This window comes from Marinobacter maritimus, assembly GCF_007671675.1.
In the GTDB taxonomy this organism is placed as follows: domain Bacteria; phylum Pseudomonadota; class Gammaproteobacteria; order Pseudomonadales; family Oleiphilaceae; genus Marinobacter; species Marinobacter maritimus.
In genome coordinates this window covers 700,030-723,246 of record NZ_VCGW01000001.1, presented here as the reverse complement: position 1 = coordinate 723,246, position 23,217 = coordinate 700,030, and the positions used below count along the sequence as shown (strand labels likewise).

22 protein-coding genes are annotated in these 23,217 nt (G+C 54.6%); 1 reads left to right on the top strand and 21 read right to left on the bottom strand.

Translation table 11 applies throughout. The features are described 5' to 3' along the window. The 7 genes from FFI90_RS03275 to FFI90_RS03245 all read right to left on the bottom strand — a co-directional run bounded on the left by FFI90_RS03275 (position 1) and on the right by FFI90_RS03245 (position 8,522). Complete coding sequence (locus FFI90_RS03275; protein ID WP_144776483.1) at positions 1 to 1,065, bottom strand: MalM family protein; 1,065 nt, start codon at positions 1,063 to 1,065, stop codon at positions 1 to 3. A 34-nt stretch (positions 1,066 to 1,099) separates the two neighbouring features. Beyond that, positions 1,100 to 2,725: an OmpP1/FadL family transporter gene (locus FFI90_RS03270; RefSeq protein WP_144776481.1), complete on the bottom strand. Its 1,626-nt coding sequence runs from the start codon at positions 2,723 to 2,725 to the stop codon at positions 1,100 to 1,102. Between the two features lie 39 nt (positions 2,726 to 2,764). Then, positions 2,765 to 3,775 (bottom strand): transporter, encoded by a 1,011-nt coding sequence (locus FFI90_RS03265; protein WP_144776480.1) that lies wholly within the window; start codon positions 3,773 to 3,775, stop codon positions 2,765 to 2,767. A 61-nt stretch (positions 3,776 to 3,836) separates the two neighbouring features. After that, entirely contained in the window at positions 3,837 to 4,637 is an 801-nt protein-coding gene (locus FFI90_RS03260) for a C39 family peptidase (RefSeq protein ID WP_144776478.1), read from the bottom strand. A 232-nt stretch (positions 4,638 to 4,869) separates the two neighbouring features. Beyond that, positions 4,870 to 6,345 carry an SLC13 family permease gene (locus FFI90_RS03255; RefSeq protein WP_425463074.1) on the bottom strand — a complete coding sequence of 492 codons (1,476 nt, stop codon included), beginning with the start codon at positions 6,343 to 6,345 and terminating at the stop codon, positions 4,870 to 4,872. 52 nt (positions 6,346 to 6,397) lie between these two features. Then, positions 6,398 to 8,152: an N-acyl-D-amino-acid deacylase family protein gene (locus FFI90_RS03250; protein WP_144776476.1), complete on the bottom strand. Its 1,755-nt coding sequence runs from the start codon at positions 8,150 to 8,152 to the stop codon at positions 6,398 to 6,400. A 49-nt stretch (positions 8,153 to 8,201) separates the two neighbouring features. Beyond that, positions 8,202 to 8,522: a TraR/DksA family transcriptional regulator gene (locus FFI90_RS03245; RefSeq protein WP_144776474.1), complete on the bottom strand. Its 321-nt coding sequence runs from the start codon at positions 8,520 to 8,522 to the stop codon at positions 8,202 to 8,204. Positions 8,523 to 8,674: 152 nt separating this feature from the next. Here FFI90_RS03245 and FFI90_RS03240 point away from each other — a divergent pair, with 152 nt between their 5' ends. Further along, positions 8,675 to 10,474 (top strand): PHA/PHB synthase family protein, encoded by a 1,800-nt coding sequence (locus FFI90_RS03240; RefSeq protein ID WP_144776472.1) that lies wholly within the window; start codon positions 8,675 to 8,677, stop codon positions 10,472 to 10,474. A 70-nt stretch (positions 10,475 to 10,544) separates the two neighbouring features. Here the strand turns inward: FFI90_RS03240 and FFI90_RS03235 are convergent, their stop codons facing one another. The 14 genes from FFI90_RS03235 to FFI90_RS03170 form a co-directional block, all read right to left on the bottom strand. Beyond that, the gene (locus FFI90_RS03235) at positions 10,545 to 11,531 is read right to left on the bottom strand and encodes an AgmX/PglI C-terminal domain-containing protein (RefSeq protein WP_144776470.1); all 987 of its coding nucleotides are present in this window, start codon (positions 11,529 to 11,531) and stop codon (positions 10,545 to 10,547) included. Then, positions 11,528 to 12,034 carry an ExbD/TolR family protein gene (locus FFI90_RS03230; RefSeq protein ID WP_144776469.1) on the bottom strand — a complete coding sequence of 169 codons (507 nt, stop codon included), beginning with the start codon at positions 12,032 to 12,034 and terminating at the stop codon, positions 11,528 to 11,530. The genes FFI90_RS03235 and FFI90_RS03230 overlap by 4 nt, the downstream gene beginning before the upstream one ends. Further along, positions 12,031 to 12,567, bottom strand: coding sequence for an ExbD/TolR family protein (locus tag FFI90_RS03225; RefSeq protein ID WP_144776467.1), 537 nt, complete (start codon positions 12,565 to 12,567; stop codon positions 12,031 to 12,033). The genes FFI90_RS03230 and FFI90_RS03225 overlap by 4 nt, the downstream gene beginning before the upstream one ends. Positions 12,568 to 12,591: 24 nt before the next feature. Further along, positions 12,592 to 13,320, bottom strand: a complete 729-nt coding sequence (locus FFI90_RS03220) for a MotA/TolQ/ExbB proton channel family protein (protein ID WP_144776465.1) — start codon at positions 13,318 to 13,320, stop codon at positions 12,592 to 12,594. 134 nt (positions 13,321 to 13,454) lie between these two features. Further along, on the bottom strand, positions 13,455 to 13,763 hold the full coding sequence (locus FFI90_RS03215; protein ID WP_144776463.1) for a hypothetical protein: 309 nt from the start codon (positions 13,761 to 13,763) through the stop codon (positions 13,455 to 13,457). A gap of 15 nt (positions 13,764 to 13,778) precedes the next feature. Further along, positions 13,779 to 14,366, bottom strand: a complete 588-nt coding sequence (locus tag FFI90_RS03210; RefSeq protein ID WP_144776461.1) for a tetratricopeptide repeat protein — start codon at positions 14,364 to 14,366, stop codon at positions 13,779 to 13,781. Next, a complete protein-coding gene (locus FFI90_RS03205) occupies positions 14,353 to 17,340 on the bottom strand; it encodes a tetratricopeptide repeat protein (protein ID WP_144776459.1) in 2,988 nt (995 codons plus the stop codon). The genes FFI90_RS03210 and FFI90_RS03205 overlap by 14 nt, the downstream gene beginning before the upstream one ends. After that, entirely contained in the window at positions 17,333 to 19,357 is a 2,025-nt protein-coding gene (locus FFI90_RS03200; RefSeq protein ID WP_246123303.1) for a coiled-coil domain-containing protein, read from the bottom strand. The genes FFI90_RS03205 and FFI90_RS03200 overlap by 8 nt, the downstream gene beginning before the upstream one ends. Next, positions 19,354 to 19,899 carry an AraC family transcriptional regulator gene (locus FFI90_RS03195; RefSeq protein ID WP_246123302.1) on the bottom strand — a complete coding sequence of 182 codons (546 nt, stop codon included), beginning with the start codon at positions 19,897 to 19,899 and terminating at the stop codon, positions 19,354 to 19,356. The genes FFI90_RS03200 and FFI90_RS03195 overlap by 4 nt, the downstream gene beginning before the upstream one ends. 19 nt (positions 19,900 to 19,918) lie before the next feature. Continuing rightward, positions 19,919 to 21,079 carry a DUF3570 domain-containing protein gene (locus FFI90_RS03190; protein WP_425463073.1) on the bottom strand — a complete coding sequence of 387 codons (1,161 nt, stop codon included), beginning with the start codon at positions 21,077 to 21,079 and terminating at the stop codon, positions 19,919 to 19,921. Next, entirely contained in the window at positions 21,066 to 21,302 is a 237-nt protein-coding gene (locus FFI90_RS03185) for a DUF4266 domain-containing protein (protein ID WP_144776457.1), read from the bottom strand. Before FFI90_RS03185 ends, FFI90_RS03190 begins: the two co-directional genes overlap by 14 nt. A 20-nt stretch (positions 21,303 to 21,322) precedes the next feature. Next, positions 21,323 to 21,820: a TlpA family protein disulfide reductase gene (locus FFI90_RS03180; RefSeq protein ID WP_144776455.1), complete on the bottom strand. Its 498-nt coding sequence runs from the start codon at positions 21,818 to 21,820 to the stop codon at positions 21,323 to 21,325. Positions 21,821 to 21,837: 17 nt separating this feature from the next. Continuing rightward, positions 21,838 to 22,497, bottom strand: a complete 660-nt coding sequence (locus FFI90_RS03175) for an outer membrane beta-barrel domain-containing protein (RefSeq protein ID WP_144776453.1) — start codon at positions 22,495 to 22,497, stop codon at positions 21,838 to 21,840. After that, the gene (locus tag FFI90_RS03170) at positions 22,467 to 23,216 is read right to left on the bottom strand and encodes an SH3 domain-containing protein (RefSeq protein WP_144776451.1); all 750 of its coding nucleotides are present in this window, start codon (positions 23,214 to 23,216) and stop codon (positions 22,467 to 22,469) included. The genes FFI90_RS03175 and FFI90_RS03170 overlap by 31 nt, the downstream gene beginning before the upstream one ends. Between the last annotated feature and the right edge of the window lies 1 nt (position 23,217).

Here is a 23,217-nt window from a genome sequence, read left to right as displayed (position 1 = left end):
CTACCTTGCTTTCACAATGGTCAGCCCGAACTCGCCTATTCTGACATGAGGTATTTTTTGGGGGCCACGATCGGTTTCTATAACCGTCTGGCCCTCAAGGTCTTCATCACGAGTGAAGAGCAGCATCCAACGCTCTTTCGTGTTTTCTGGAACCGGAATCCGGGCCTCCAGAAAGCCGCGTCGATGCCAGTTCTCCGGCTCAAAATCCAATACCAGATCGGTTACCAGGCGCACAGGGTTAAGTTCGTTGTCCAGAAACACGACAGAAGGCACAAAAACGCCTTTGCTGGCGAAGGATCGCAGGCGAATAAGCTGCCCTTGGGGTCGATCCCCATCGGGAAAGGCTACCAGCTGATAGGGGCTTTCACCGGTCAGAAACCGATGGACCGGTGAGTCTTCAGTCAGGTAAATACCAAACTCTCGACCTTCCTGCCAACGTTCATGGTTTTTGCTATCCAGCGCCTGGCAACAGGTTTCGGCGAAGCGCTCCAGGTAATTGTCGCCAGCGCCTTCAATTCCAAGAATGGTGAAAACATCGGGGTCGTGCCCGGTCACTGGTTCAGATGGCTCCGCTACATCACCGGTTCGGTAGACACTTGCAGGAGTGGTTCCGGCGGGCGGCGCGACAAACCCTTTTTCCTCGTCCGTTCGAGTATCCGGCTGGTAGTAGGTGGTTCTTACGTTACCGTCGGCATCACGCCAGGTGAAATAAGGTGGTCTATCTGCTTCACGCTGGTATCCCCTGCTTCGTAACTCTTCGGCATCCGGATAATTCGAAGGCGTAAATTCTTCATCAGCAGATTTTTCCGCGGACCTGTCAGGAGATTTACCATTCAGGGCTTCCGGCCCGTCGGAAGCATCTTGCACCGGCGCGTCCTGCCCTGTGGAGGGAACCGCTGCGGGTGATGCTTCGCCTATGGGGGTATAGCGTACCCGGCCCTGTTCATCTACCCAGGTAAAATAACCTTCCCTCTCTGAGACCGTTGAGCCCCCTATCTGACACCCGGAAAAAACGGCCCCCAGAGCGGCAAAAACAACGGCTGTCAGAAATCTCTGTGTAGTCACTGAAGTGCCTTTTTAAGCTCAAAGTGAAATGCGGTCAGAATTTCTTCCGGAAACTGAGGCCTGCCATAACGACCCGAAGTGACGTTTTGACGTCCAATCCGGCGTAGGGATTGTAGATTATGTTGGTAATATTATCGCAGTTCAGGTTGCAGCTGGTATCCGCCGGGATGGATTCCACAGAATGCAGGTAACTGATATTCATATCGATTTCTGTATTCTTATCCCACTTGTACCCCATACCGACGCTGTAAAGGTTGGCGCCGCCAAAGGGCGCCATAACCGAGCGCTGATCATCCGGTATAACTGAATCCCGGATCTCGACACCCGCTCTCAGGTCAAGCCGCGATGAGGCATGAAATTCCATCCCGAAAGCCCAGTTCCATTGGCTTTTAAAACCCAGAGGCAATTTGAGGGTGTTCGGTGTGGCGTTATCCGGAGACAATATGCGCGCTGCGTTAAGGAACTCCAGATTCCGGTCGAACCGAAATAGAAACGCGTCCCATTGCTCGTAGTCCGTCCAGCCAATGTCAGCGTTCAGGGTCAGCTTCGGGTGTACGTCCACACTGATACCGGTCTGGAAATGCTGGGGGTACACCAGATCCATACTGACATTGCCGGCCTCCCGGGGAGCCCCCGATGGCAAGCTCAGAATGGCCGAGGTAATCGCACCCAGAACCGATCCGTTAACACTCTGCCAGAACCCGGACCAGTCATCGGTATACTCGATCTCGAAAGTGCCCTTCATATTCATTTCAGCTTCGGAGGTATAGCTTGCCCCCCAGGTAAACCAGTCCACCGGATCCCACATAACCCCGAGGGTGTAGGTGGGCGACAGTGTTTCCTGAACATTGATACTCAAGGCACCGATATCGTCCCATGGACCCACATTACCGCCGCAGAGCGCCAGCCAGGGTTGCAGTGGTTCATCGCCGCTTTCACAGTTGAATGCGTCCTGAAGAATTTCTGCCACACCCAGCAACAGGTTAGGCGCCCGCATATACTGATCGGCAGCAATACCCATATGGGACAAGTGAATTCCGGCGCCCACCGACCACTCATCATTGATCTTGTAACCAACGGTTGGCGCCAGGTATGTGGTGCGCTGCAACGCGGTCGCCTGAGGCTGATATCGGCCGGGGTCATCTGTATCGCGATAGAAACCCGCAGCTAACGGCAGATAGAAGGCATTACCGAAGGTGAGCTTTGAACCTGGGGGGTTGATGCTGAATCCAGCCGAAGGTGCTACCGCCGGACCCGGAGGCGTGCGCAGGATTCCGAAACCGGGGACATAGAGCGCAACGTTGTTGGTATGGCTGTGGGTGTTGGCAACCGGGTCTCTCTGTTTGCCGGTATTCGGGTCGATTTCGAGACCATCAATGCCAAATATTTCGTATCCATCCGGGGCCGTGAAATCGGCGTCAATATCCAGATAGATACTCATAAGGTTCACTTCGAACTGCCGACCCTCCAGCTTTGTCAGGCCCGCCGGGTTGTAGTGAATGGCCATGATCCCGGGGGGATCTGCTGTGACAGCATTGCCCAAAGCCAGTGCCTTGGGGTGGATAGTCAGGTTCTGCGCTAGCTGGGCCTGAGCGCCACACGAGAATGTCGTGGCGACCATTGCTGCAAGAAGCTGCCGCTGATAGCTGTTATGTCCCATGGAGTCCTTCCCTTCCCGTTAAGTCGTCAGCGGCATCAATCACTCTTTGAGGCCGGAGAAATTAATGGGCAGGGATACACCGAGGGAGAAGTCAGGGGCATCCTCGGTCAAACCAATACCAAGACTGGTGTTCACGATCGTGGTATCACTGATGCGGGTTCCCAGAGACATGCTGAGGAAGCCTGTCATCTGATCCTGAGCCATTGCCTGATCACCATTGGAGAATGTGAGCACGGTTTCATCGCTGTAACTCAGCTGGGCTGAAATACTCAGGGAGATGTCATAGGAGAGCGAATAGGCAAACCCGGCAGAGCCGGAAAGACCAAAACCAGGCTCGACCTCCTGCAATAGCCGAGCACCGCGAACCTGCTGCAGGTCTTCAGCAGGAAGGTTGTAAGTTGCACTGACAGAGCCGAACACAACAACCGGATCCAGCACCTTCGAAAGGCTTACCCCACCGCTGAACGAGTAGTAGCCACTGCCGGTTGAAAGCTGCTCATTAATGTCAATTTCGTAGGGGCTGACACCGGTCTTGCTGGTAAATGTGCCAAACAACGTTGTCGACATTTTACCTGGCACATAAGCAAAAGGTTGCCAGCGGCCAGTAAAGGACACATCACCAAGATCGTAGACGTTCAATTCGTCCTCGGTGTCGTACTTCACTACCAGAGGAATCCGAGCCCCGACGGTGAGGTTATCCAGCAGCCCATAATCGTAGGAAAACGCATTGGTGAAGTTGTGAGTTGCCGAAGGTACCACATCCAGATTGCGCACCGAGCCGTTTGTGATCGCAAGATCCAGGCGCTGATCGGCCGTATAGGAATAATCAAACGAGTAGTTAAGGGAGTGAGTCCCTTTCCTTTGCAACGAGTAATTCTTCTCGGCTGCCTGAAACACTTCCTCAAGCTGGCGCGACGAGTCTTTATCCCCCTCCTGTTTTGCGAGCGCGTCCCTCGCCTGATCTACACTGTCGTCCTGCGCCAGGGCAATGCCCGGAAGCAAACCTGCCACGGAAACAAGGATAAGACCTCGCACAAACCAACGATTCATCCTGACTCCCTTAATTTTTTATTGGTTGTAGTCCTGAGCCGGGCACTCCGCCCGGCAAATATTAATTGCGACGGTAATGCAATTGCTTTCGGGTATTCTCAACACTGCCATCCGGGTTATTTTTCTGCCTTTCAAGCACATTCTGGATGCGTCTGGCTGTGGCCTCATGAAAATCTGGCATGCGTTCCAATGCGAGCAATGTCATGGTCTGGTCGTCTATAAAACGCAGATCTTCTTCTTTGAGTTCCAGGTTATCCAGGGGCTTATCACTGCCCGGAAAAACAATGAAAAGCACGTTGTCGTCCCACTTCTCCTCAAACTGAGCGAGTGTGAAAGACAAGTTACCCACTGCTGGATCGGCCATATAAACCCGACCATCACGAATGGTTCTGAGTACAACAAAGTGCTTGAAGCCCGCGTGCTGGATAGGAACGATGGCCGGGTGATCGAGATCGATAAGGTCATCGATCGTCGCGCGGAAGCCGCCAGAGGGATAACCCAATGCGGTAACAAGGCGCTTCATATCGAGCATGGAGAAGGCACGACGCGAAACAATGCGCTCGCTCTCGCCGTAATGCAGCAGCCCTTCCATGACCTGTCGCTCGGAGAGAGATCGGCCCAAATAGAAATTCAGAACGGTTGTCAGCGCCGCACTGCCGCAACTGTAGTCGTATGCCTGGCGCACAATGTTGCGGAATTTTTGCTCAACCAGAGGCTCAATTCGGAAAACGGTGTTCAACTCTACAGGGCTGGAATCGACTTTTTGCTCAACAACAACCGCACCCTTTTCATAGGGCTCTACCACAGTAGCTTCCTGCACAATGGCGAATGTAAGAATGGACCCAGCGAGCACCAGCAGCATGTCAGACGAAATCCCTGTTATTTTGTAACCCGTGGCATTTATCGGATTACATTTTGTTACGGTAAGATACCGAAATAGCAGGGAGCTTAAAGATAACTGTGCCTCAAATCTGGCGCTGCAGCAGCGTTCGATCTGGTGGATGTTCGCAAAACAGAAAGGTTAATTCTGATACGGGACCAAGGCCCGGATATGCGGAAGTGCAGGCGCGAAAAAGTTCGTGCCTGCACAACAATCAGAGCGTAAAAATCAGGTCCATGAGCAGGTAACAAAGCAGAGTGACCACCACAATGCCGGCGATGTTCAACGCAAACCCCGCGCGAATCATGTCGCCTATCTTCATATGCCCACTGGAGAACACAATGGCGTTGGGCGGTGTCGCAACAGGCATCATGAACGCACAGCTGGCAGCAATGGCGGCCGGGACCGTGAGGAGCAGCGGCGAAGCGTCCTGAGAGAGCGCCAGAGCCCCCAGAAGAGGCAGGAAAGCCGCCGCAGTGGCCGTATTGCTGGTCACTTCCGTAAGGAAAATAATCACCGTAACAACCAGCGTGATCATAATAACGATCGGTAGTGCGCTTGCACCGCCCATGCTTGCGGCAATCCAGTCTGCCAATCCGGAGCTGCTGATAACCCCCGCCATGGCAAGACCTCCCCCAAACAGCAAGAGCACGCCCCAGGGAATGCCCTTGGCTGTATCCCAATCAAGCACAAAGGTCTGCTGACGTATATTGACCGGAATCATGAACATGGCAATGGCGGCCGACACCGCAATGCCAGTATCGGTCAGCCAAGGCGCAATATTAGCCGACAGCAAGGGCCGGAAAACCCATGCGCTGGCGGTCAATGCGAACACCACGGCTACCAGCTTTTCGCCACGGCTCATTTGGCCCATCGCCGTAAGTTCGTCGCGAATAGCCTCGCCAGTGCCTTCCTGAGTCGATAGGCCAAATTCCCTGCGCGTTAGCCACCACCAGACGAGGCCCAGCATAACTATGGCTACAGGCACACCCAGAAGCATCCATTGGGCAAACCCCACTGAAATCCCCTGAGTCTTGCTCAGATAAGCAGCCAACAACGCGTTGGGGGGTGTCCCTATCAGCGTAGCGATGCCGCCAATACTGGCGGAATACGCTATGGCCAGCAGCAGGGCCGTCGCATACCGCTGAACGTTCTCCGGTTGGCCGGAGCCCATCATGCCAATGACCGACAAGCCTATAGGCAACATCATGATTGCCGTCGCCGTATTGCTGACCCACATGCTCAGGAACGCTGTCGCCAGCATAAACCCGGCAATCTGACGTTTGGGCTCGCTACCAACGGCCTTCAGCGTCATCAAGGCAATCCGACGGTGGAGATTCCAGCGCTGCATCGCCAGACCCAGAGTAAAACCACCCAAAAAAAGAAAGATAATCGGGTGTGCGTAGGGCGATGTCGCCTGAGAGATGCTTCCCAGGCCAAGCCCCGGCACCAGCACAATCGGCAACAGAGCAGTCGCGGGAATCGGGATAGCTTCCGTTGACCACCAGGTTGCCATAAGAAGCATCAGACCCATTGCCGACCAGGCCTCCATAGACATGGACTCAGGCGGCGGCAAGAGCACAGTCATCAGAAGAAACCCGGCACCGAGAAACAGGCCAACCAGCCTGCTTTTGGGGTACCCTTGAGAGCCGCCGTCTGCGCACTCCGTCATCGCCCCGTTTTCAGACATGTAAACCCTCCGCTAAGCTCCAGAACGTTAAAGGCCAGGATAATGCCCGAACTCAACCACCGGAGCGAGTGCCTGCCGGCAGGAAACGACCAAACCCAGTACTCTTGCCCAAATCCGGTTCAATATTTCCTTCTGTAACCGCCGGGCGGCCATTAATAAGGACGTGTTTTATGCAGCCAGGCACACGGTTAACCATTCGCTGGAGGCCAAAATTTTCCATGTCAGCCCACTCAATACTTTCCAGGTTCTGATTAAGCCCCTTCGGATCGAGAACGGTAATGTCCGCCCGGTCACCCTCCCGGATATGCCCTGCCTCTATACCAAACCAGTCCGCCTGCTCGCCGGTAAGGCGATACACTGCCCTTTCAAGAGACATCACCGGCTCGCCCTGTTCCTGGCTTTCGAGAACCAACTTGAGAAACCGCAGGGGCAAATTGTAGAAAGCCATGTTACGAATGTGCGCGCCGGCATCCGAAAACGTAATCAACGCGCCAGGATCGGCCACCATTTTGCTCAGCCGATCCTTGCGATGGTTGCCCACAACGGTATACCAGCGAAGCTCGCGACCGTGGGATACGACCATGTCCAGGAAGAAGTCCACCACATGGATGCCACGCTCTAAAGCCAGCTCGGCGAAGTTCTGGCCAACAACAGATTTATCAGGACAGTCAAGAATGATGGCATCACCGAAATCCCGCTGCCAGACCCGGGGCGAAAGCTTCTCCCGATAGAACTTACGGAACTTGCGTCGATATTCTTCATCTTTAAGAAGTTCATTCCGCTCGAGCTGATCGCGAAGATCCAGCGCCATTTCACCGGCGCCAAATTCCTCAAACAACACGATGTCCATGCCATCGGCGTAGACGGTAAAAGGCGTAGGTAACAGTTGCCAACGAAAATTTCCGCCGAAGCTGTTTGCGATCCGGCTCACGAGGCTGGCCATGGGTCTGACCGTCGGGTTGCCCTTTAGGTCAATCATGGCAATGAGGGTTGTTTTCAGCGGTTTGCGCAACCAGCCCAGGGTTTCCCGGAGATACTGGGTCACCTGTAAGGGATTAGCGGCATTGGGCGCGCCCTGGTGCACCCGATCATACCGGCGTAGCAGACGATTAAGACGGCTAACTTCATGCCAGCGGGCATAAGTGCTGGGCAGGCTCTTGGACCATTCCCGGTCTCCATCTACCTTGTCCCACTTCAGACACATGGTCGATAAACCCAGAAAACCTTCTTGTAAGGCTTCCTCCAGCAGCTCTTCCATCTCCTTCTGCTCTTGTGCGGTTGGTTTTACATCCCGGTCTGTTGCACGCTGCAGGCCCATCACCGCAGTTCGCAGATCGCTGTGGCCGAGAAAGCTGATGACGTTGGGGCCAAGCGGATGATCCCGAATAAAGTCGACCCATTGCCTGGGTGTGTTCCAGCGCTTGTGCGCCTGAAGAATCGGCAGCACTTTCTCCCGTGGCACTGTTTCCACCCGAGTGAAGATATCAGAGGCATCTTCCGCCTCTGAACACACCATGCTCAGAGAGCAGCTTCCAATAAGAACGGTTGTTACACCGTGTCGCACAGATTCAGAGAGAGAGGGCGACACAAGTAACTCGGCATCATAATGCGTATGGGTATCAAGAAAGCCCGGCGTTACCCAGCAGCCACTGGCATCAATAACCCTGCGCGCCAGAGCCGGATCCGGCTCTTCGTCAAATACCTGCGCAACCCTGCCCTCTTGTACGGCAACGTGTGCAATGCGCGAGGGGCTACCCGTGCCGTCGAAATAGCGGCCTCCAATAATCAATGTGTCGTACTGGCTCACGGTACCTGAATCCTTTTTTTATTTTTAGTTTATAGACAGTCAAATCAGCTTACTCTTCGGCGCAAGCAACACAAACCGACGTATAAGGCAGTACCTGCAACCTTCTGGGATCAATGGCTTCGCCACAGACTTCACATTCTTCACCCACACCCTGATCAATGCGCTCAAGCGCCACCTTTATCTGAGCCAGCTCAATCCGGGTTTCCTCTTCCAGCGAATCTACAACCTCATCATTCTGTGTCTGTTGCGCCCGCTCTTCAGAGTCTTTGTCCAGAGCACCGTCCTTACGCTGCTGGTGCGCTTCAAAGCGTTCCAGCCGCGAAGCCAAATCCGCTCTCAGGGTTTCAAGTTCCGCCTTTCGATTGCTCATGCAACGCCTCCTCGGTTTTCAGACCGATCATTGGTTCTCTATAAAACACATTAGCGCCTTAGCCTTATGCCGGATTGATGTTCGTCACAATTGTGTCAATGTACCTCGGAGAGAATAGTACTTTACCCGCCGTCTGAACAAAGGAGCTGCTTATGTTGGGTCTGAACAAGCTCGGGAAAACCGCTAATCGGTTGGTCAGCACATTTGAGACGAAGGTACGCGAAGGCCAGCAACAGCTGGAAAAGTTGCTGGGAGATACTGGCGTTATGGATCACGCCAAGATCTCCACGGTGTCTGAAATGTCTGATGCCTATCGCGCCATGGCGAAAGACCTGTTACTGAACCCGTGGCGTTTCGTGGGAGCAGAGATGGACCTGGCCCGCAAACACGCAGCTCTCGGCTCTTATACCATCTCCCGGCTGACCGGGCTCGAGAAAGAGCCGGTTGCGCCGGCGGATATCGATGACCGGCGTTTCAACGCAGAAGAATGGCACAAGTATCTGCCGTTCGATGTATTGCATCAGGCTTATCTGATCAACTCTCGCGCTTTTCTGGACTGGGTAGAGAACATGCAGGGTATTCCCCCGGCCGGTCAGGAACAGATGCTGTTCTATGCTCGTCAGCTCACCAGCGCCCTTGCCCCCTCCAATTTTCTGGCGACAAACCCCGAGGCCCTGAAAATAACCTGGGAGCGCAAGGGTATGAACCTGGTTGATGGCGGGCGACAGTTTATCGATGATTTCCGTCAGAACCCGAAGCTGTTCAACGTCGGCATGACCGACCGTTCCGCATTCGAGGTGGGTAAGAATCTGGCAACAACGCCCGGGAAAGTGGTGTTTCAGAACGAGCTAATACAGCTCATCCAGTATACGCCCAGCACCGAAACCGTCAGCAAACGCCCGTTGCTTATCGTGCCGCCCTGGATAAACAAATTTTACATTCTTGATCTGACCGCCAAGAATTCCTTTATCCAATGGCTTGTGGACCAAGGGCAGACAGTTTTCATCATATCCTGGCGCAACCCGGGGCCAGCGCTACGGGACAAAGGCTGGGACGACTACATGGTCGAAGGGCCACTGGCCGCCATGGACGCCGTAACCGCCGCCACCGGTGAAGAGCAGATGAACCTCCTGGGTTACTGCATCGGCGGCACCCTGCTGGGCTCCACTCTGGCCTGGCTCAAGAAGAAAGGAAAAGACCCGGTCGTCAGCGCCACTTATCTGACCAGCCTGCTGGACTTCTCCGACCCAGGCGGCATTGGCGTGTTCATCAACGAGCACTCAATCCGTGGCATTGAACGCATGCTGGACAAAAAGGGCTACCTGGATGGCCGCGCCATGGCGTTCACATTCAACCTGCTGAGGGAAAACGAGTTGTTCTGGTCTTTCTGGACGAACAGCTACCTCAAGGGGCAGAAGCCCTCCGCGTTTGACCTTTTGTACTGGAATACCGATGGCACCAACCTGCCCGCGAAAATGCACAGCTTTTACCTGCGGGAAATGTATCTCAATAATCGCCTGGTACAACCCGACTCACTTACCTTAGCTGGAGAGAGCATCAACCTCGCTGAAATAGAGGTTCCGTCGTTCTTCCTTTCAGCACGTCAGGATCACATTGCCAAGTGGAAATCCACCTACAAGGGTGCGCTGGTTCATGGCGGTGATGTTCATTTCGTATTGTCCGGTTCTGGCCATATTGCGGGCGTCATAAACCCTCCGTACAAAGAAAAATACGGCTACTGGACGAGTGAGACGATGAATTCGAATCCCGATGAGTGGCTCGAAAGCGCAGAAGAGCATGCCGGGTCCTGGTGGCCGCACTGGCTGGAATGGATTCAACCATACGCCGGCGGGCAGGTTACAGCGAGAGTGCCAGGAGACGGAAAGCTAGCCGCACTGGAGGACGCTCCGGGTAGCTATGTTCGAGTGACGGCGGCCGAAGCCGCCAAGTAAACTGAGAATGAAAACAGTTGCTGTCCGACGCCAGCGGCCTTATCAAGAGCCGTTAGTCGGACAGCAACCGTCAGCCAGAAAGCAATTCAATCGGGTAACGGATCGTAGTCTGGTCGACTCCGGGTCGAGCGCCGAAATCCACAAGCAACAGGCGGCTACAGATCTTGTTCTCAAGGCCGGGCTCGCCAAGCGTTGACTCAACCACAGAGCACCGGGATACAGCGCCACTGGATTCGATCACCAGTTCAGGCGTGATACTGCCCTGCAGCGATGGCTTACGACGGAGTTCACGGTTGTAAATGCTGTAGATGGCCGATTTATTTGCATCCATGGTGCGCCGCAACTCTTCCTTGCTGCGTGTTCGGGAAGCCGTTTCCCGCTTTTCACGCCGGACAGCTTCTTTAACTTCAGCAACCCGTTCGGCTTCTGCCACTTCTGCTCTTTCACGCTCCACCAAATCAACCTGACGACTTTCACGCTCGAACGCTACGTCGTTCACTCCTGAACTGCGCGCATTCGTCGTGGCGCGGGCAGCCAGCGTATCTTCTGTTTTTCGTGTAATGGGGTTGGCTGTGCGCGTAACGGGCGCCTCCAACTTGACCGAGTTGGCCAGCGCACTGAGCTTGGACAACTCATTGCCCATTGCCAGAATGCCGCTGCTCTTGGCTTTTTCACGGGCCTTGGCGACGGCTTCGGGCTTGGGCTCTTCTTTCACCTCGGGCTTCGGCGGCTCTGGCTTTGGTTCAGGCTTGAGCTCTGGCTTCGGTGCAGGCTCTGGCTTGGGCGGCTCAACCGGCTTCTCTTCAGGTTTCATCTCGGGTTCTGGTTCCGGTTCCGGCATAACCGGCTTGGGCGGATCCTTTTTTTCGATCACCAGCTTGGCAAGCTGCGGCGGCAACGCCTCACGCTCTTGCCGATCCCGTTCCGGCAACTCGACCCAACTCACATAACCGGCAAAAACCACAAACAGGGGCGCGACAACCAGCGCCACACAGAGCAAGCGCCTGCGCTCGCCCCGCTCCTGACTCCAGGGTAATCCATACCGGTAATCCATCATGCTCCGGCCCCCGCTTTTGCACGCTGGTTAACCGCCAGAGATATACTGGCGTATCCCGCATCCACACAGGTAGACATGATTTTCTTGAGCAAATCGTAGGGCAGCTCACGGTCTGCCAGAATGGTAATCGCCCGCCCTGCTTCGGGTTCTGGCTGACCTGACCGGCTGGCTTGATAATCCAGCTCCTGCTTCAGACCCGGCTCTATCTGTCCGTCCAGAGCCTGCAATGCTTCCCGCTTGATGACTACGCGCCCGTTTACCAGAATATCCTGGTCGGTTACGGTCAAAGCAAGCACGTCTCCTGGCGGTTGCACCGCTGACGAATCCGGCAATTTGATGGTGCTGCTCTGGTTAAGCACTTGCACGTCAGACGACGAGTTAACCATCAGGAAGAACACCAGAATCGTAAAGATGTCCATCAGAGACACCAGATTCATCTTGCTCTGGCCCTTATTGCGCCGGTGATGGCGTTTCTGACGACGGGCTTTTGCAGATTCTTTCATGATTGCCCCCCGGCTTTCGGCGCCTCGTCAGTATCCGCTACCGGCGCGTCACCCAGTGAAATCTCGGGAAACAGCTCGGCTTCCACAACACTGCCCGCGACCACGGCATCATATGAACGAACCGTATCCATTACGGTAACCAGTGCCTGATACGAGGTTTCCCGTGAGGGCATGATAATCACGTCTTTTTTGTCCGGAACGCGGCTTTTGATCTCTTTCATGACGTCTTTGAGTTGAACGAAATCGTGCTCGCCGTTATCACCCTCGCCGTCAACACGAGCAATGGATTTGATGACCCCGCCCTGGTTATCCGCAACGACCAGCCTGTCGGCATGAATAACCACCTGTATCTGAAGTTCCTCAACGTGATCCGGCGTAAGGCTCTCGCCGGTCGGGAAATTGAGCTCCAGAACGCTGGTGTGGGCAAACACCATATTCAAAAGCAACACCGGCACCAGCACGATCATGAGATTCATGAACGGCGTGATATCGAGATCCGGATCGCTCTGTAATCGACGATGTTTCCGTCTCATAGCCTGAAATCCTTCAGCTGATTATCAGGCCAGGGTGCTGGCGTTAGTGCCTGCGAGAGCGCCGGCCGGTGCCGCCGGGGCAGAAGATGGCGCGCCTTGCGCCTGAGACTGGGCACCGGGGCGTGCGCCGGAACCGTCGCTTAACAGGTTAAGCACCTTGATGCCGGCCATTTCGAAGCTGTCGACAATCTCATTGGTTTTGGTTTGCAAAATGGAATGGATCAACAGCATGGGAATCGCCGACATAAGGCCGAACGCCGTAGTGTTCATAGCCACGGAAATACTCTGCGAAAGCAAGCTGGCTTTTTGTGCCGGGTCAGCTGCAGCAACGGCGGTAAAGGCTGCAATCAAACCGATGATGGTACCCAAAAGACCCAAAAGTGTGGCGATATTTGCGAGCGTTGCGAGATATTGAGTGCGCTTCTCAAGGCGCGGCATGACATCCAGCAGCCCCTCTTCCATGGCGTATTCGATGTCCTCACGACCCTGGCGACGAGCCAGTCGCTGCAGACCGAAAGCAATCATGGTAGACATACCGCTGCCAGATTCCTGAGCGTAGTTGAGCGCACCTTTGAAATCACGTTTCGAAATCATCTGATGCAGACGATTGAAGTCTCTGCGGTTGGTGATTTTCTGGGCAGACAGGTATACGTATCGCTCAATGGCCACAATGAGTCCGACAATCAGCACAATGGCGATCGGAAACATAAAAAAGCCACCTTCCTGGAAAAAGCGAACGGCGGTATCGATCATTTTCTGGGCACTCCATGGTCCGGGTTTTGTTCAGTCTAAGCGTTGCTCTACCCCAAAGGGGTTAAGTTAACGGAAGTCTTTGTTGCGGTTTGTTGTACTTTGCACTGCGGCACAGAAACACTGTGACGCACGTCTCACCGGACACTCTGTTTAGCGGTTGCCGCCTCTCTTATGAACGCATCGTGATAGCGAACAAGCCGTTGAAATTCATAACGCTCCAGAGGCGTAAAGGTTTGCTCTACCATCAATCGCTCATCCGGCGCCTGGAGCTCATCGACCTCCGGCGGCTGCCAAGGCACAAGATACATTACCGTAGGCACCTCCTGATCCCCCCGAATGCGGGTGCCCTCAATGGTGACTATTCCTGTCTCCTGGGCATAAACAGCCTGAAGGTCAACCAATAAAAGAACCGCCAGCAGCGTCGGTTTCACCAGGTGTCTCATGGTCTGCCCCCTACATCAGATTCTGTTTTTCGCATCAAAAATCCAGTCTTTCAGTTTCGGGTCGGGTTCGGCTGCGAGCGCCTTGTATTGTTCATAAAGCGGCAACGCCTGATCTGGTTCACCCAGATAAATATCCAGCAGAAACGCCAGATTGAGAAGTGCTGGCAGGTACTCCGGGTTTGCAGTAAGAGCCTTGCGGTAACGCTGCTCGGCGGTCGAAAAATTCCCGTTATTGCGTGCCATGACACCAAGGTGGTTAAGCGCAACCGGGTGACGCGGGTTCAGCGTAAGAACTTCCTCAAATCGCGCCTGAGCCTTACCGGTTTCACCCGCCTGAAACGCCAACACACCCAGGTTGATCAGAGGACCGGTTCGTTCCGGATGCTCCGCAGCCATCTGCTCAAAGCGTCGCCTGGCCTCATCGGCATCACCGTTTTCCATTAGCACGACAGCTTCGGCAAAGGCTTCCCGCAGAAGAGTGTCCGATTCTCCGCTGGCCACGGCCTTTCCATCTGACGCGTCTGGGCGTTCAGGCCCCAGCGCACAACCAGACAACAACAAAATGCCCAGAACCACTGCGTACAGTTTTTTATCCCAGATCATGAACTGCTCCGGCTGTGATTTCGGTTTTGTTATAGCGACCGGGCAGCAAACGACGTAATGACTCATAGCTGCGCTGCACCCATTCATCGAAGATGCCTTCACGGGCGCGCTGGATATTCTGTTCATGGATATCAATGGCGCTGTCTTCGAATGGATAAGCCTGCTCTTCCAGCAGAAGCTCATATTGGGCAAGTTCCAAATCGCTCAATCCCTCGGGCCGCTCGGAATCCATCAGATCGGCACCAAGACGGCTGTAGATATGGGCAATCTGATAGCCAGCTTCTGTGGCAAACGACGATAGCCCGTAGCTGGCCGTTTTCTGATAAGCCTGCACCGCATCCTCCAGAGCATCGGACTTGGCTATCATGCTCTCATTCAACGGCAATGTGAGGCGGATGCTGTCATAGTTCGCCAACGCCTCCCGAGCCAGGGTCGCAGAGGCAGACGCCGCCAAATAGCGCATGCGATCGTCTGCGGCCTCCGGGCTCTGATCCACTTTTTCCATCTGCCTGTTCAGCCAGAAGTCACGACGCCCGAAATCGCCACGGGTTTCGTAAAGCTCCGCCAGCCGGTTGGCAGCCTCCATGTAAACAGGGGCTGGCTCAGGGTGGCTATTGGCGTATTGGCGCCAAGCATCGATCGCTTTATCATCGTTTCCTGCCTGGTCATAAAGCTCGGCCGCAATTTGCTGGTTTTCCCGGCGCTCTTCCGGCGTAGTCGCCATAGAAACCATGAGGTTAAGCTCGTCCCCGGCCTTCTCCCACTGCCCGGTTTCCCGGTAAGCGAAGGCCAGTTTCGCAGGCACCGTATCGGCCAGTTCATGCTCCGGGAAGTCCATCCGGAAACCATTCAATACTGCGATAGCCTCATCCCAGCGCGTAGCACTTACCAGCAGAGATGCCGCGTCATATTGCGCATTGGCGTTCAGCATAGACGCTGGCGCCACCCCACCTACCCGCAAATACTCGCTAACGGCTGCATCAACATTGCCTGCCTCTGCGAGTTGCTCCGCCTGACGAAATACGGATGCGGCCATGTTTTCCTGTATACCGGGCCGTCGCTGGTCCTCCGGCAACATCATTGCGAGTGCTTCACTATAGGCCTGCTCGGCTTCGCCATAGCGCGCAAGCTCAAACAGGCTATGGCCGGCCATCAGTTGCGCCTCGGTTACCAGAGCAGGGTCCGCGGTCGGCCGCCAGGTCACCAGGCGGGCAACCATGGGAATAACTTCTTCAAGATTCTGTTGATCAAATTGCCGCTGCAACGCAATGTAATAGACACCCGGTGCGCGGGGGTCCTGCGGGTAGGCATTCACAAATCTCAAACGGTTAAGTTGTTGCATTTCCTGCAGTGCAAACAGATCTTCGCTTGTTTCATCCATCCAGGTGCGTGCGTACTCGCGGAATGCCAGAACAGAGGCATACCCTGCTTCAGCGGCTCGCTCCGGCGCCTGGCCATCGGCAGAAAAATCGTAGGCAACCCGTTCAAATGCCTGAATGGCGTCGGGCCACTCCTGCAGTTCGACATAGGTTTCTGCCAACAGGAACAAACGTTCGGGTGTGCGGGGGTGGCCCGGAAAAGTAGCAGCAAATTCGGCATAGTAAGCCGCGGCCTGCCGATAATGCTCTTCCGCAGCAGGGCTTAGCTCTCCGCTGCTATCAGGCTGACGATCCACGCCCGGCTGCATCTGCTTCCTGGCTTCACCTGCCAGCAGATAATGCCGGTCGGCGAGCTCTGGCAGCAGGATCTCGAGCTGGTTTTCGATGTACACCAGGGTTTCGGAATCGGTTTGCGACCAGTAATCACTGTAAATACCGTAGCGCTCTATAAACTCAGCCTTACCATCGGGAATCGCCTGGTCGAAGCCGGCCAGTAACAGGGTATCGATGATCCGCATATGATAGCGCGGCGCCCAGGGGCTTTCCGGATGCTCGTCAATATACGTCTCAAACACATCAACCGCGTCGCTGTAGCGTTCACGCTCAATCAATAATTTACTGTAGCGATCGTAAACCAGAACTTCATAGGGCCGGCTGCCCGTCTGACGGAAAAGCGACCTCAGCGTGTCTGCTCCGTCGAGATAGGATAATGATAAGCCGACAACCCGGAAAAGGTCTTCGGTGAGTGTCTGATAGCGTTGATCCGGCGCTTCTGCGACCTGCTCACCTGGCATGATCAGATCAAGCACGTCAATGTAGCTGAGCAGAGCTTTTTGATAGTCGCCTTGCTTGAATTGACTCCACCCCTTCATATAGTGCGCATTCATCAAAAAGGTCGGATCGGCGCTTTCTTTGGCGCTTGCACGCTCACCACCAGCACGAGCAACCTCATCAAACGCCTGCTCAGCCTCAGCATATTGACCATTGATAAACAGAATATCTGCACGCCGGAACTGGGCTTCAACCCAGTAATCCGAATCGGGATAGGCCGTTACCAGAGTGTCCAGGGCATCCAGTTGTTCATTGGTTCTGCCACGTAGTTCCCAGGCTCTGGATAGCTGATAGTAAATCTGGTCGTTGCCTTTACGCTCGGGGTATTCCGCCAACAGATTGGTGTACGCGGCGATGGCACCGGACAAATCGTCCTCTGCGGTATCCGTCATGATTCGCTCAGCGCGGGCGAACTCGAGATCCGCGAGCCGGTGCCGGATGGTGACCTGCTTAACGGGGTCGTCCACCAGCGGAAGCAGGTCACGATAACTGCGCATTACAGATTCAAGCGAAACGGCGTCCTCTACTGCCCCCTTAGGCCCGCCCTCGAACACTGCAGGGCCTGCGGTAGGTGTCGCACTTGTCGGGCTTAAAGACGCAAGTGTTCCTGGCCGGGCCGCAGGCATTTCGCCATCGCCCTGCCCCCACCACAGGCTCTGACAACCCGTGGCCAGCAATGCTGAGAATACCGGCACCAATAACCGGGAAACGCGCAACGCGGAGTGCCCGTGCCTATGCTGTTTTTCCAGAGGCTGCTTAATCATTGGCAACCTCCGGGTTCTGGCTTGCCCGAAACAACTGATCCGCCAGCCTTGCCTGAGCATGGCGGGATGCTACCAGATAGCGCCTCAGCTCCGTGTTCTGTTGTTCAAGAGCCTGGTCCAGTCGGCTTATCAGAATACGTCGTGCCTGCGCCAATGCTTCTTGAACCTGTGCTTTCAACACCTGAAGCTCGGCAGCTTTGCGAATAAGCCGGCCAGCCAGTTCGTTATGCTCCTCGTCTCCTGCCATCAGAGCTTCTATGACTGTTCTTTGATCTCGGAACTGTTCCATTTCCCTGTCCAGTTCGCGCAGCTGTTTCTGGGCCGCCCAGCGGTTAACGCCATAATCGTTCGCCAAGGTCCAATCGAAATAGGCTTTCATTCGCTGGTATTTTTCCCGCTGGCTGGCAATACTCTGGTCGTCCGGCAGCCGCGCAAGCGTGGCTGCAACTTTATCCAACTGCGTTTTCAGGGCTTTCTGTTCAGTGGTCATGAAGAATTCAGCATCTTCTCTGGCAAGAGCGGCTTCAATATCTGAACGAAACGATTCCTGTGCTTCAACCCAGTCGTCTGCCTGTTGTTGCTCGAGTTCAAAGCGGGCTTCGCGGCTTCGGCGTTCGCGTTGTATTTTTCGGGTTTCCAACATGGTTTCAAAAGTACTGAACTGACTCTCCCTCTGCATCAGCAAAGACTGCATTCGGTAGAGTTCGTTCAGCTCTCCCAGAGCCTGCTGGAAGGGTTCCCCGGCCAACACTTCTGACAGCCCGAAATCGACAGGCGTCACCCGTAAGCGGCCGTAGGAATCGGTAATGATTTCATCGCTATCACGCAGGAAACTCAACCTCGCATTAAGATTCTCTTCGGTCAATGCCTGCCGGGCTGTCACCAGTTCCTCACCCCGGTTTTCGTAGTGTTCCGCCGCTTGGGTAAATGCCGTGAGTGCCTTGCGAGGTTGGTTCATCTGCTCAAGCACATAACCCCGAGCATAGGGAACCTGCTCGCGCCAGGGCAAAAACAGTGTCCGTTGCGAAAGTGCATCAAGCGCATCCAGAGCCCGTTGCATCTGGCCCCGGCCGGCCGCCGCGACCGCGTAATCAAACAGTGCCCTGTCGGAAAACACACCATCCAGAGGCAGGGCACCCAGTAGGGCCAGTGCATCATCAAAACGGGCGTCTCTGAGGTACAACCGGGCAAGGGATAACCTGCTTTTGTCCAGCAACGCGCGTTGCTCGGCAACCAACTCATCCTTTGGTGACTCATCTTCCATGTCTGCAATGAGTTCACTCAGGTTTTGCTGCGCTACCGCAAACTCACCTGCGGCGATTTCCGCCATTGCCACGTTGTAGCTCAGGTAGTGAGCCCAAAGGCCTGACTGTTCAAGCGCTTCACGCAGGCTTTCAATCGAAGTTTCTTCACCCGCTGTGATGCCTTCTTTGCGATCAAAAGCACCAGACATCATTGCCAGCTGCGCTTTCAGGTAAAGCCATTCCGCGTACAGGCCTGAATCGCTATATTCCAGCACGTCTGCGTCAACACGCTGAAGGTTCTCGTAGGCCAACTGATAATCGCCTTCGAGGTAAAAGACTTTGCCCAGATAAAACCATGCCTGAGTGCGCACTTCGGGAGTCAGCGTTACTTGAGTTTCCTCGTTGTCCGAATCATAACTTCCGCGGCTGTTTGTATCCTCAAGCAAGCGGGTGAAAAGCTCTCGGGCTTCGCGAGTCAAGCCGTACGACAGCATAAGGCCGCCTTCGACCAACTCCGGATAGGCACCATGGCCACCAATACCGCCACGCTCCCGGGCCACATCCAGCAGTGTCAGCGCGTCAAAGGCCTCACCCTGGTAGTAGTTGTATAATACCCAGCCGTACATGGGATCTTTGGCCCGCTCCGGTGCATCGCCAGCCGCCATCGCCGGCGCACCGAACATGAGCGGTAAACCGCTGGCAGTTGCAGCTACCAAAAGTGCCGACAGCCTGGAACGAAATACCCTTGCGATGAATGCCACAGGTCGTGTCACTCCCACTCCACGATGGAAACCATGGGCTGATAATCCGAAGAGCGGTCCTTGATGCGGATTTCCAGAGCAGTCGTCTCAGTGCTCTTCTCAAAAGCCAGCGTTGCTGCCTGCTTGTAGGCACGATTATTCGGGCCCATACCCTCTACGAAAACGGTAACCTCATGGGTGCCGGTTTTCAGATTGCCAATGAACAACCGCTGCATGCCACCCCTCTCGAGGGCTGTAACCTGACGTTCCGTATATAGGTGGGATGCGACAATATCGCCATCGACCTTCAGCTTGACTGCATCCAGATTGAGAAATTCGCCCGCATTAACGCTCAGGAAAACCGCAAATTGTGTGCTGGCCGGGAACAACAGGTCTTCTTCCAGAATGAAGAGGTCACGGTTCAGGCGGATGACGTTCTTTTTCAGAGCCTCAACGCGCTCGGCAACGGCTTTGCTGTCTTGTTCAGCCTCGGCCTCGGCTTGCACCGCTGCGCTTGTAAACACAACCATTGCCGCGAGTACACCAGCGAACAGGGTTTTGAATGAATCCGTCATAATCAGGTTTCCTGCAAACTCAGTATTCAAGAATCAACGATGCTCTGGTAACCAGCGCATCGAATGAATAAAGCGGCTCTTCGCCCGGCAGATAACTGCCGGGCGCGGTAACATCCCGGAAGTTGTCATAATCAAAGTTCAGCCAATCCAGCAGCAGGCTGACCTGCACCCGTTTGATGCCAGGCAGGGATGGTTGCTTCCACTCATAAACTGCGCCCGTTGCCAGAGTTGTGCCCGAGAGCGAACTCATTTCTTTGTCCCTTGCCAGGTGGGTCTGTGAGTTTTCAAAGGCGAAAAGGTCGCTGTAGAAATCTGCTTCGCTCTGACGGTAATAGCGAATCGAGCCTTCGAGGGACCAGCGCTCATTCAAAGCGTGTACGTAGCCCAGCTCAACCGTGTGTGCGCTAATTCCCCAGGTGTCACTGAAATACCGGTATTCCCCGTGGATAGAGGCGCGATACGGCAGATGGTAAATAGCCCGGGCAGCCACCGAGGTGCTGGTTCTCGTTTCCGGATAACGCTCTGGCTGATAGAGAAACAATGTTGCGTCGTTAGGATCCAGATAGCGGTTCTTACGGTACGGATTCTGCAAGAAGCCTTCATCCGTAACCACCTCCAGATCAAGCCCTACCAGCATGTTGCGGGTGAGCACCTGGCTAAATCCTAACTGGTAGTTTCTGCGGTCGGCGTCCTCACTGAAATTGTCGTTACCGATCTGGCCGACTTCATCCCAACCACTCGCATAACCAAGGGTGACGGTAGACATACCGCCAAAGAATTCCTGGCTAACCGTGAAATAAACGGTATTGGCTTCGTAATCGTTCTCCGAGCTATTGGTAAAACCAAGGCTCATGATTGCGCGCTCATAGAGATAATCGACACCCAGGGAGTACTCAGTGCGTTCTTCCGTATAAGGGCTTGCGGTTGCCAGCACGTCCACAGAGGCAGCTGACACCATATCCACGTAGTACTGCCCCGTCAGCGACACTTGTGGCCCGGCGCTCTTGCGCACCAGTACGGAGGGGCCATCAATCACCATGCCACCACCATCGTAGCGATGGTAAAGCACATCCACGTTATCGACCGGCAAGGTCGCGGCCTGCGCAAACGAGCACGAAACTGTCAGCACAAGAAACAACCAAGCCGAACGAGCCAGACAGGTGCGATCAGTTACAACCACAACCACCTCCCGAGCCGCCTTCCGCCCCACGGGCAGACTCCCGGGCCTGATAGACGTGATTCATGTAGGAATCTGCTTTGCCATGGCGGTTCTGGCTCATGATCGGATCCGCGAGGCGATCCCGCTCATAGGGCTTCACCCAGGGTTTTACGGAACTGCACCCAGCGGTCGCCGACAGCAACAGCGCCAACAGCAATGGCAGCATGATAGTCAATTTACGCATAACGCCTACCTGCCCTGAAATCACTCTCGCACCAGCGCTCTGATCTGGGTTTCGTATTCGTCTTCATAACCGGGCTTGTAGCCATAATGGATATAGCGGGCATTACCATCACGATCAATCATCAAGGTTGTAGGCATAGCCGGGACTTCGTAGAGCTCGCTAACTGAACTCTCCGGGTCGTACAGGATCGGATAATTCACCGGCACCTTGTCCAGAAAACGCAACGCCTCATCACGGTTTTCGTCAACATTTACCGCCAGAATAGTAAATCCCAGATCCTGATAACGGCTGTAGATGTCGTCCATCAACGGCATTTCCTGCCGGCAAGGCCCGCACCAGGAGGCCCAGAAGTTCAGCATGACCACTTCGCCACGATGATCTTCAAGCCGGATGTTTTCTCCTGAGCGGCTCTCCAACGTGAAATCCGGGGCTGGGACGTTTATAGCGTCCGCCTGTACCGTGAATGCTGCGCCCGAAAGGGCAAGTGCCAATGCAATGGCTGTAACCGGGTTGTTCATTTCAAAGGCTCCTGTACTCAGAAAAAGACCGACAATCCGGAACTGATTTCGGTGTTCATGGACGTCTTCTCGGCACCCACCACATCAATGCGGTAAAAGTGCTGGCGTACGCCCAGATGTATCGCAAGGCTGTCTGTCAGCAGAATCTGATAGCCGGCGCCGGCGTTGAGGGTAAAACGGGTATCGCCAGCAAAGTCCGTAGCACCTGCACCAGCAATCAAGTAGAAGTTGGTGTTAAATGCGTAGTTCTCGGTAAGAAACGCCTGACCGGGCAGAACGTTATAACCCAGGTTGATATTGTAATAGCGGTAGTCACGCTCGCTGTCGGTGAGCACCTGCACGTTGCCTGCCAGATTTTCAAAGCTGGTTTGACCGCCCTCCGCAAAGCCTATTCCCGCCTCGAAGAAAAACGACTCACTCAGGTGATAGGTGAGCTTGCCGCCATATACCAATGAGGACTCGAAATCTTCAATATTCATGATTCCCACAAAGGCCCCGATCTCGAAGTTCTCGGTATCGATCAGGGCTTCGTCTACTGGCACCGGCGTTACATCCGGCTCGATCAAAGGCCGGTCGTCACGCTCGGCCTTTTCCGCAGCAAAAACCTGAGGCGCAAAAGCCATGACTTGTGCCAGGCAGAACCCGGTCAGAAAAAGATACTTAGTCCGATTTTCCATTCTGTCGCTTCTTCGTTGGTTGATCGGCTGGTAAAGACTTTGTAGTCCTTGAACTCGGCCCGGATAAAATAACGGTCGGTGATGTAAACGCGCAGACCAAGGCCCGCATGGCCAATGCTGTTTTCACGCTCCTCTGGCTGAGCGAGTGTCGTTTTCGGGTCTACCCAGATATGGCCTACACCAAGGGTGAAAAACGGTGAAACCCGCCAATGAGGAAACGGTTGATGCACAATATTGGCGTTCACCATGAGTATTTCCGAGGCGCTTCCCAGTACCTGCGAGCCCCAGAGCTCCGCTGCCAGGTTGGGCGTAAACCAGTAGCCTCCATAACCTGACGTTACGGGCGCTCCTTCGAACTCCCCCATCATGATTCCGGCTTCAACATTCCGCTCACGGAACGCTTCGAGGTTCGGCACGTTAAGGTCGACAAACTCACCCGTTGCATCCCGGGTTTGTGCAATAGCAGCCACGGCCACCCAACCTTCGCGACTTTTCCCATCCCGCACTTTCATCCAGCCAGTCTTGCGCTGCAGAAGCGTAAGCCACTCACCCTTTTCGCTGCTGTGAAAAACCGGATACCCCACCGCAGGGCCGGTACGCCAGACAACAAATGGTTCAACAACCTGAACCATGGGGTCGGGTTCATCCTCACCCCACAACCAGCCTGCCCAGGCAGTAACAGGTAAACAGAGCGTCAGTATCAGAATGGCAATGGTCATG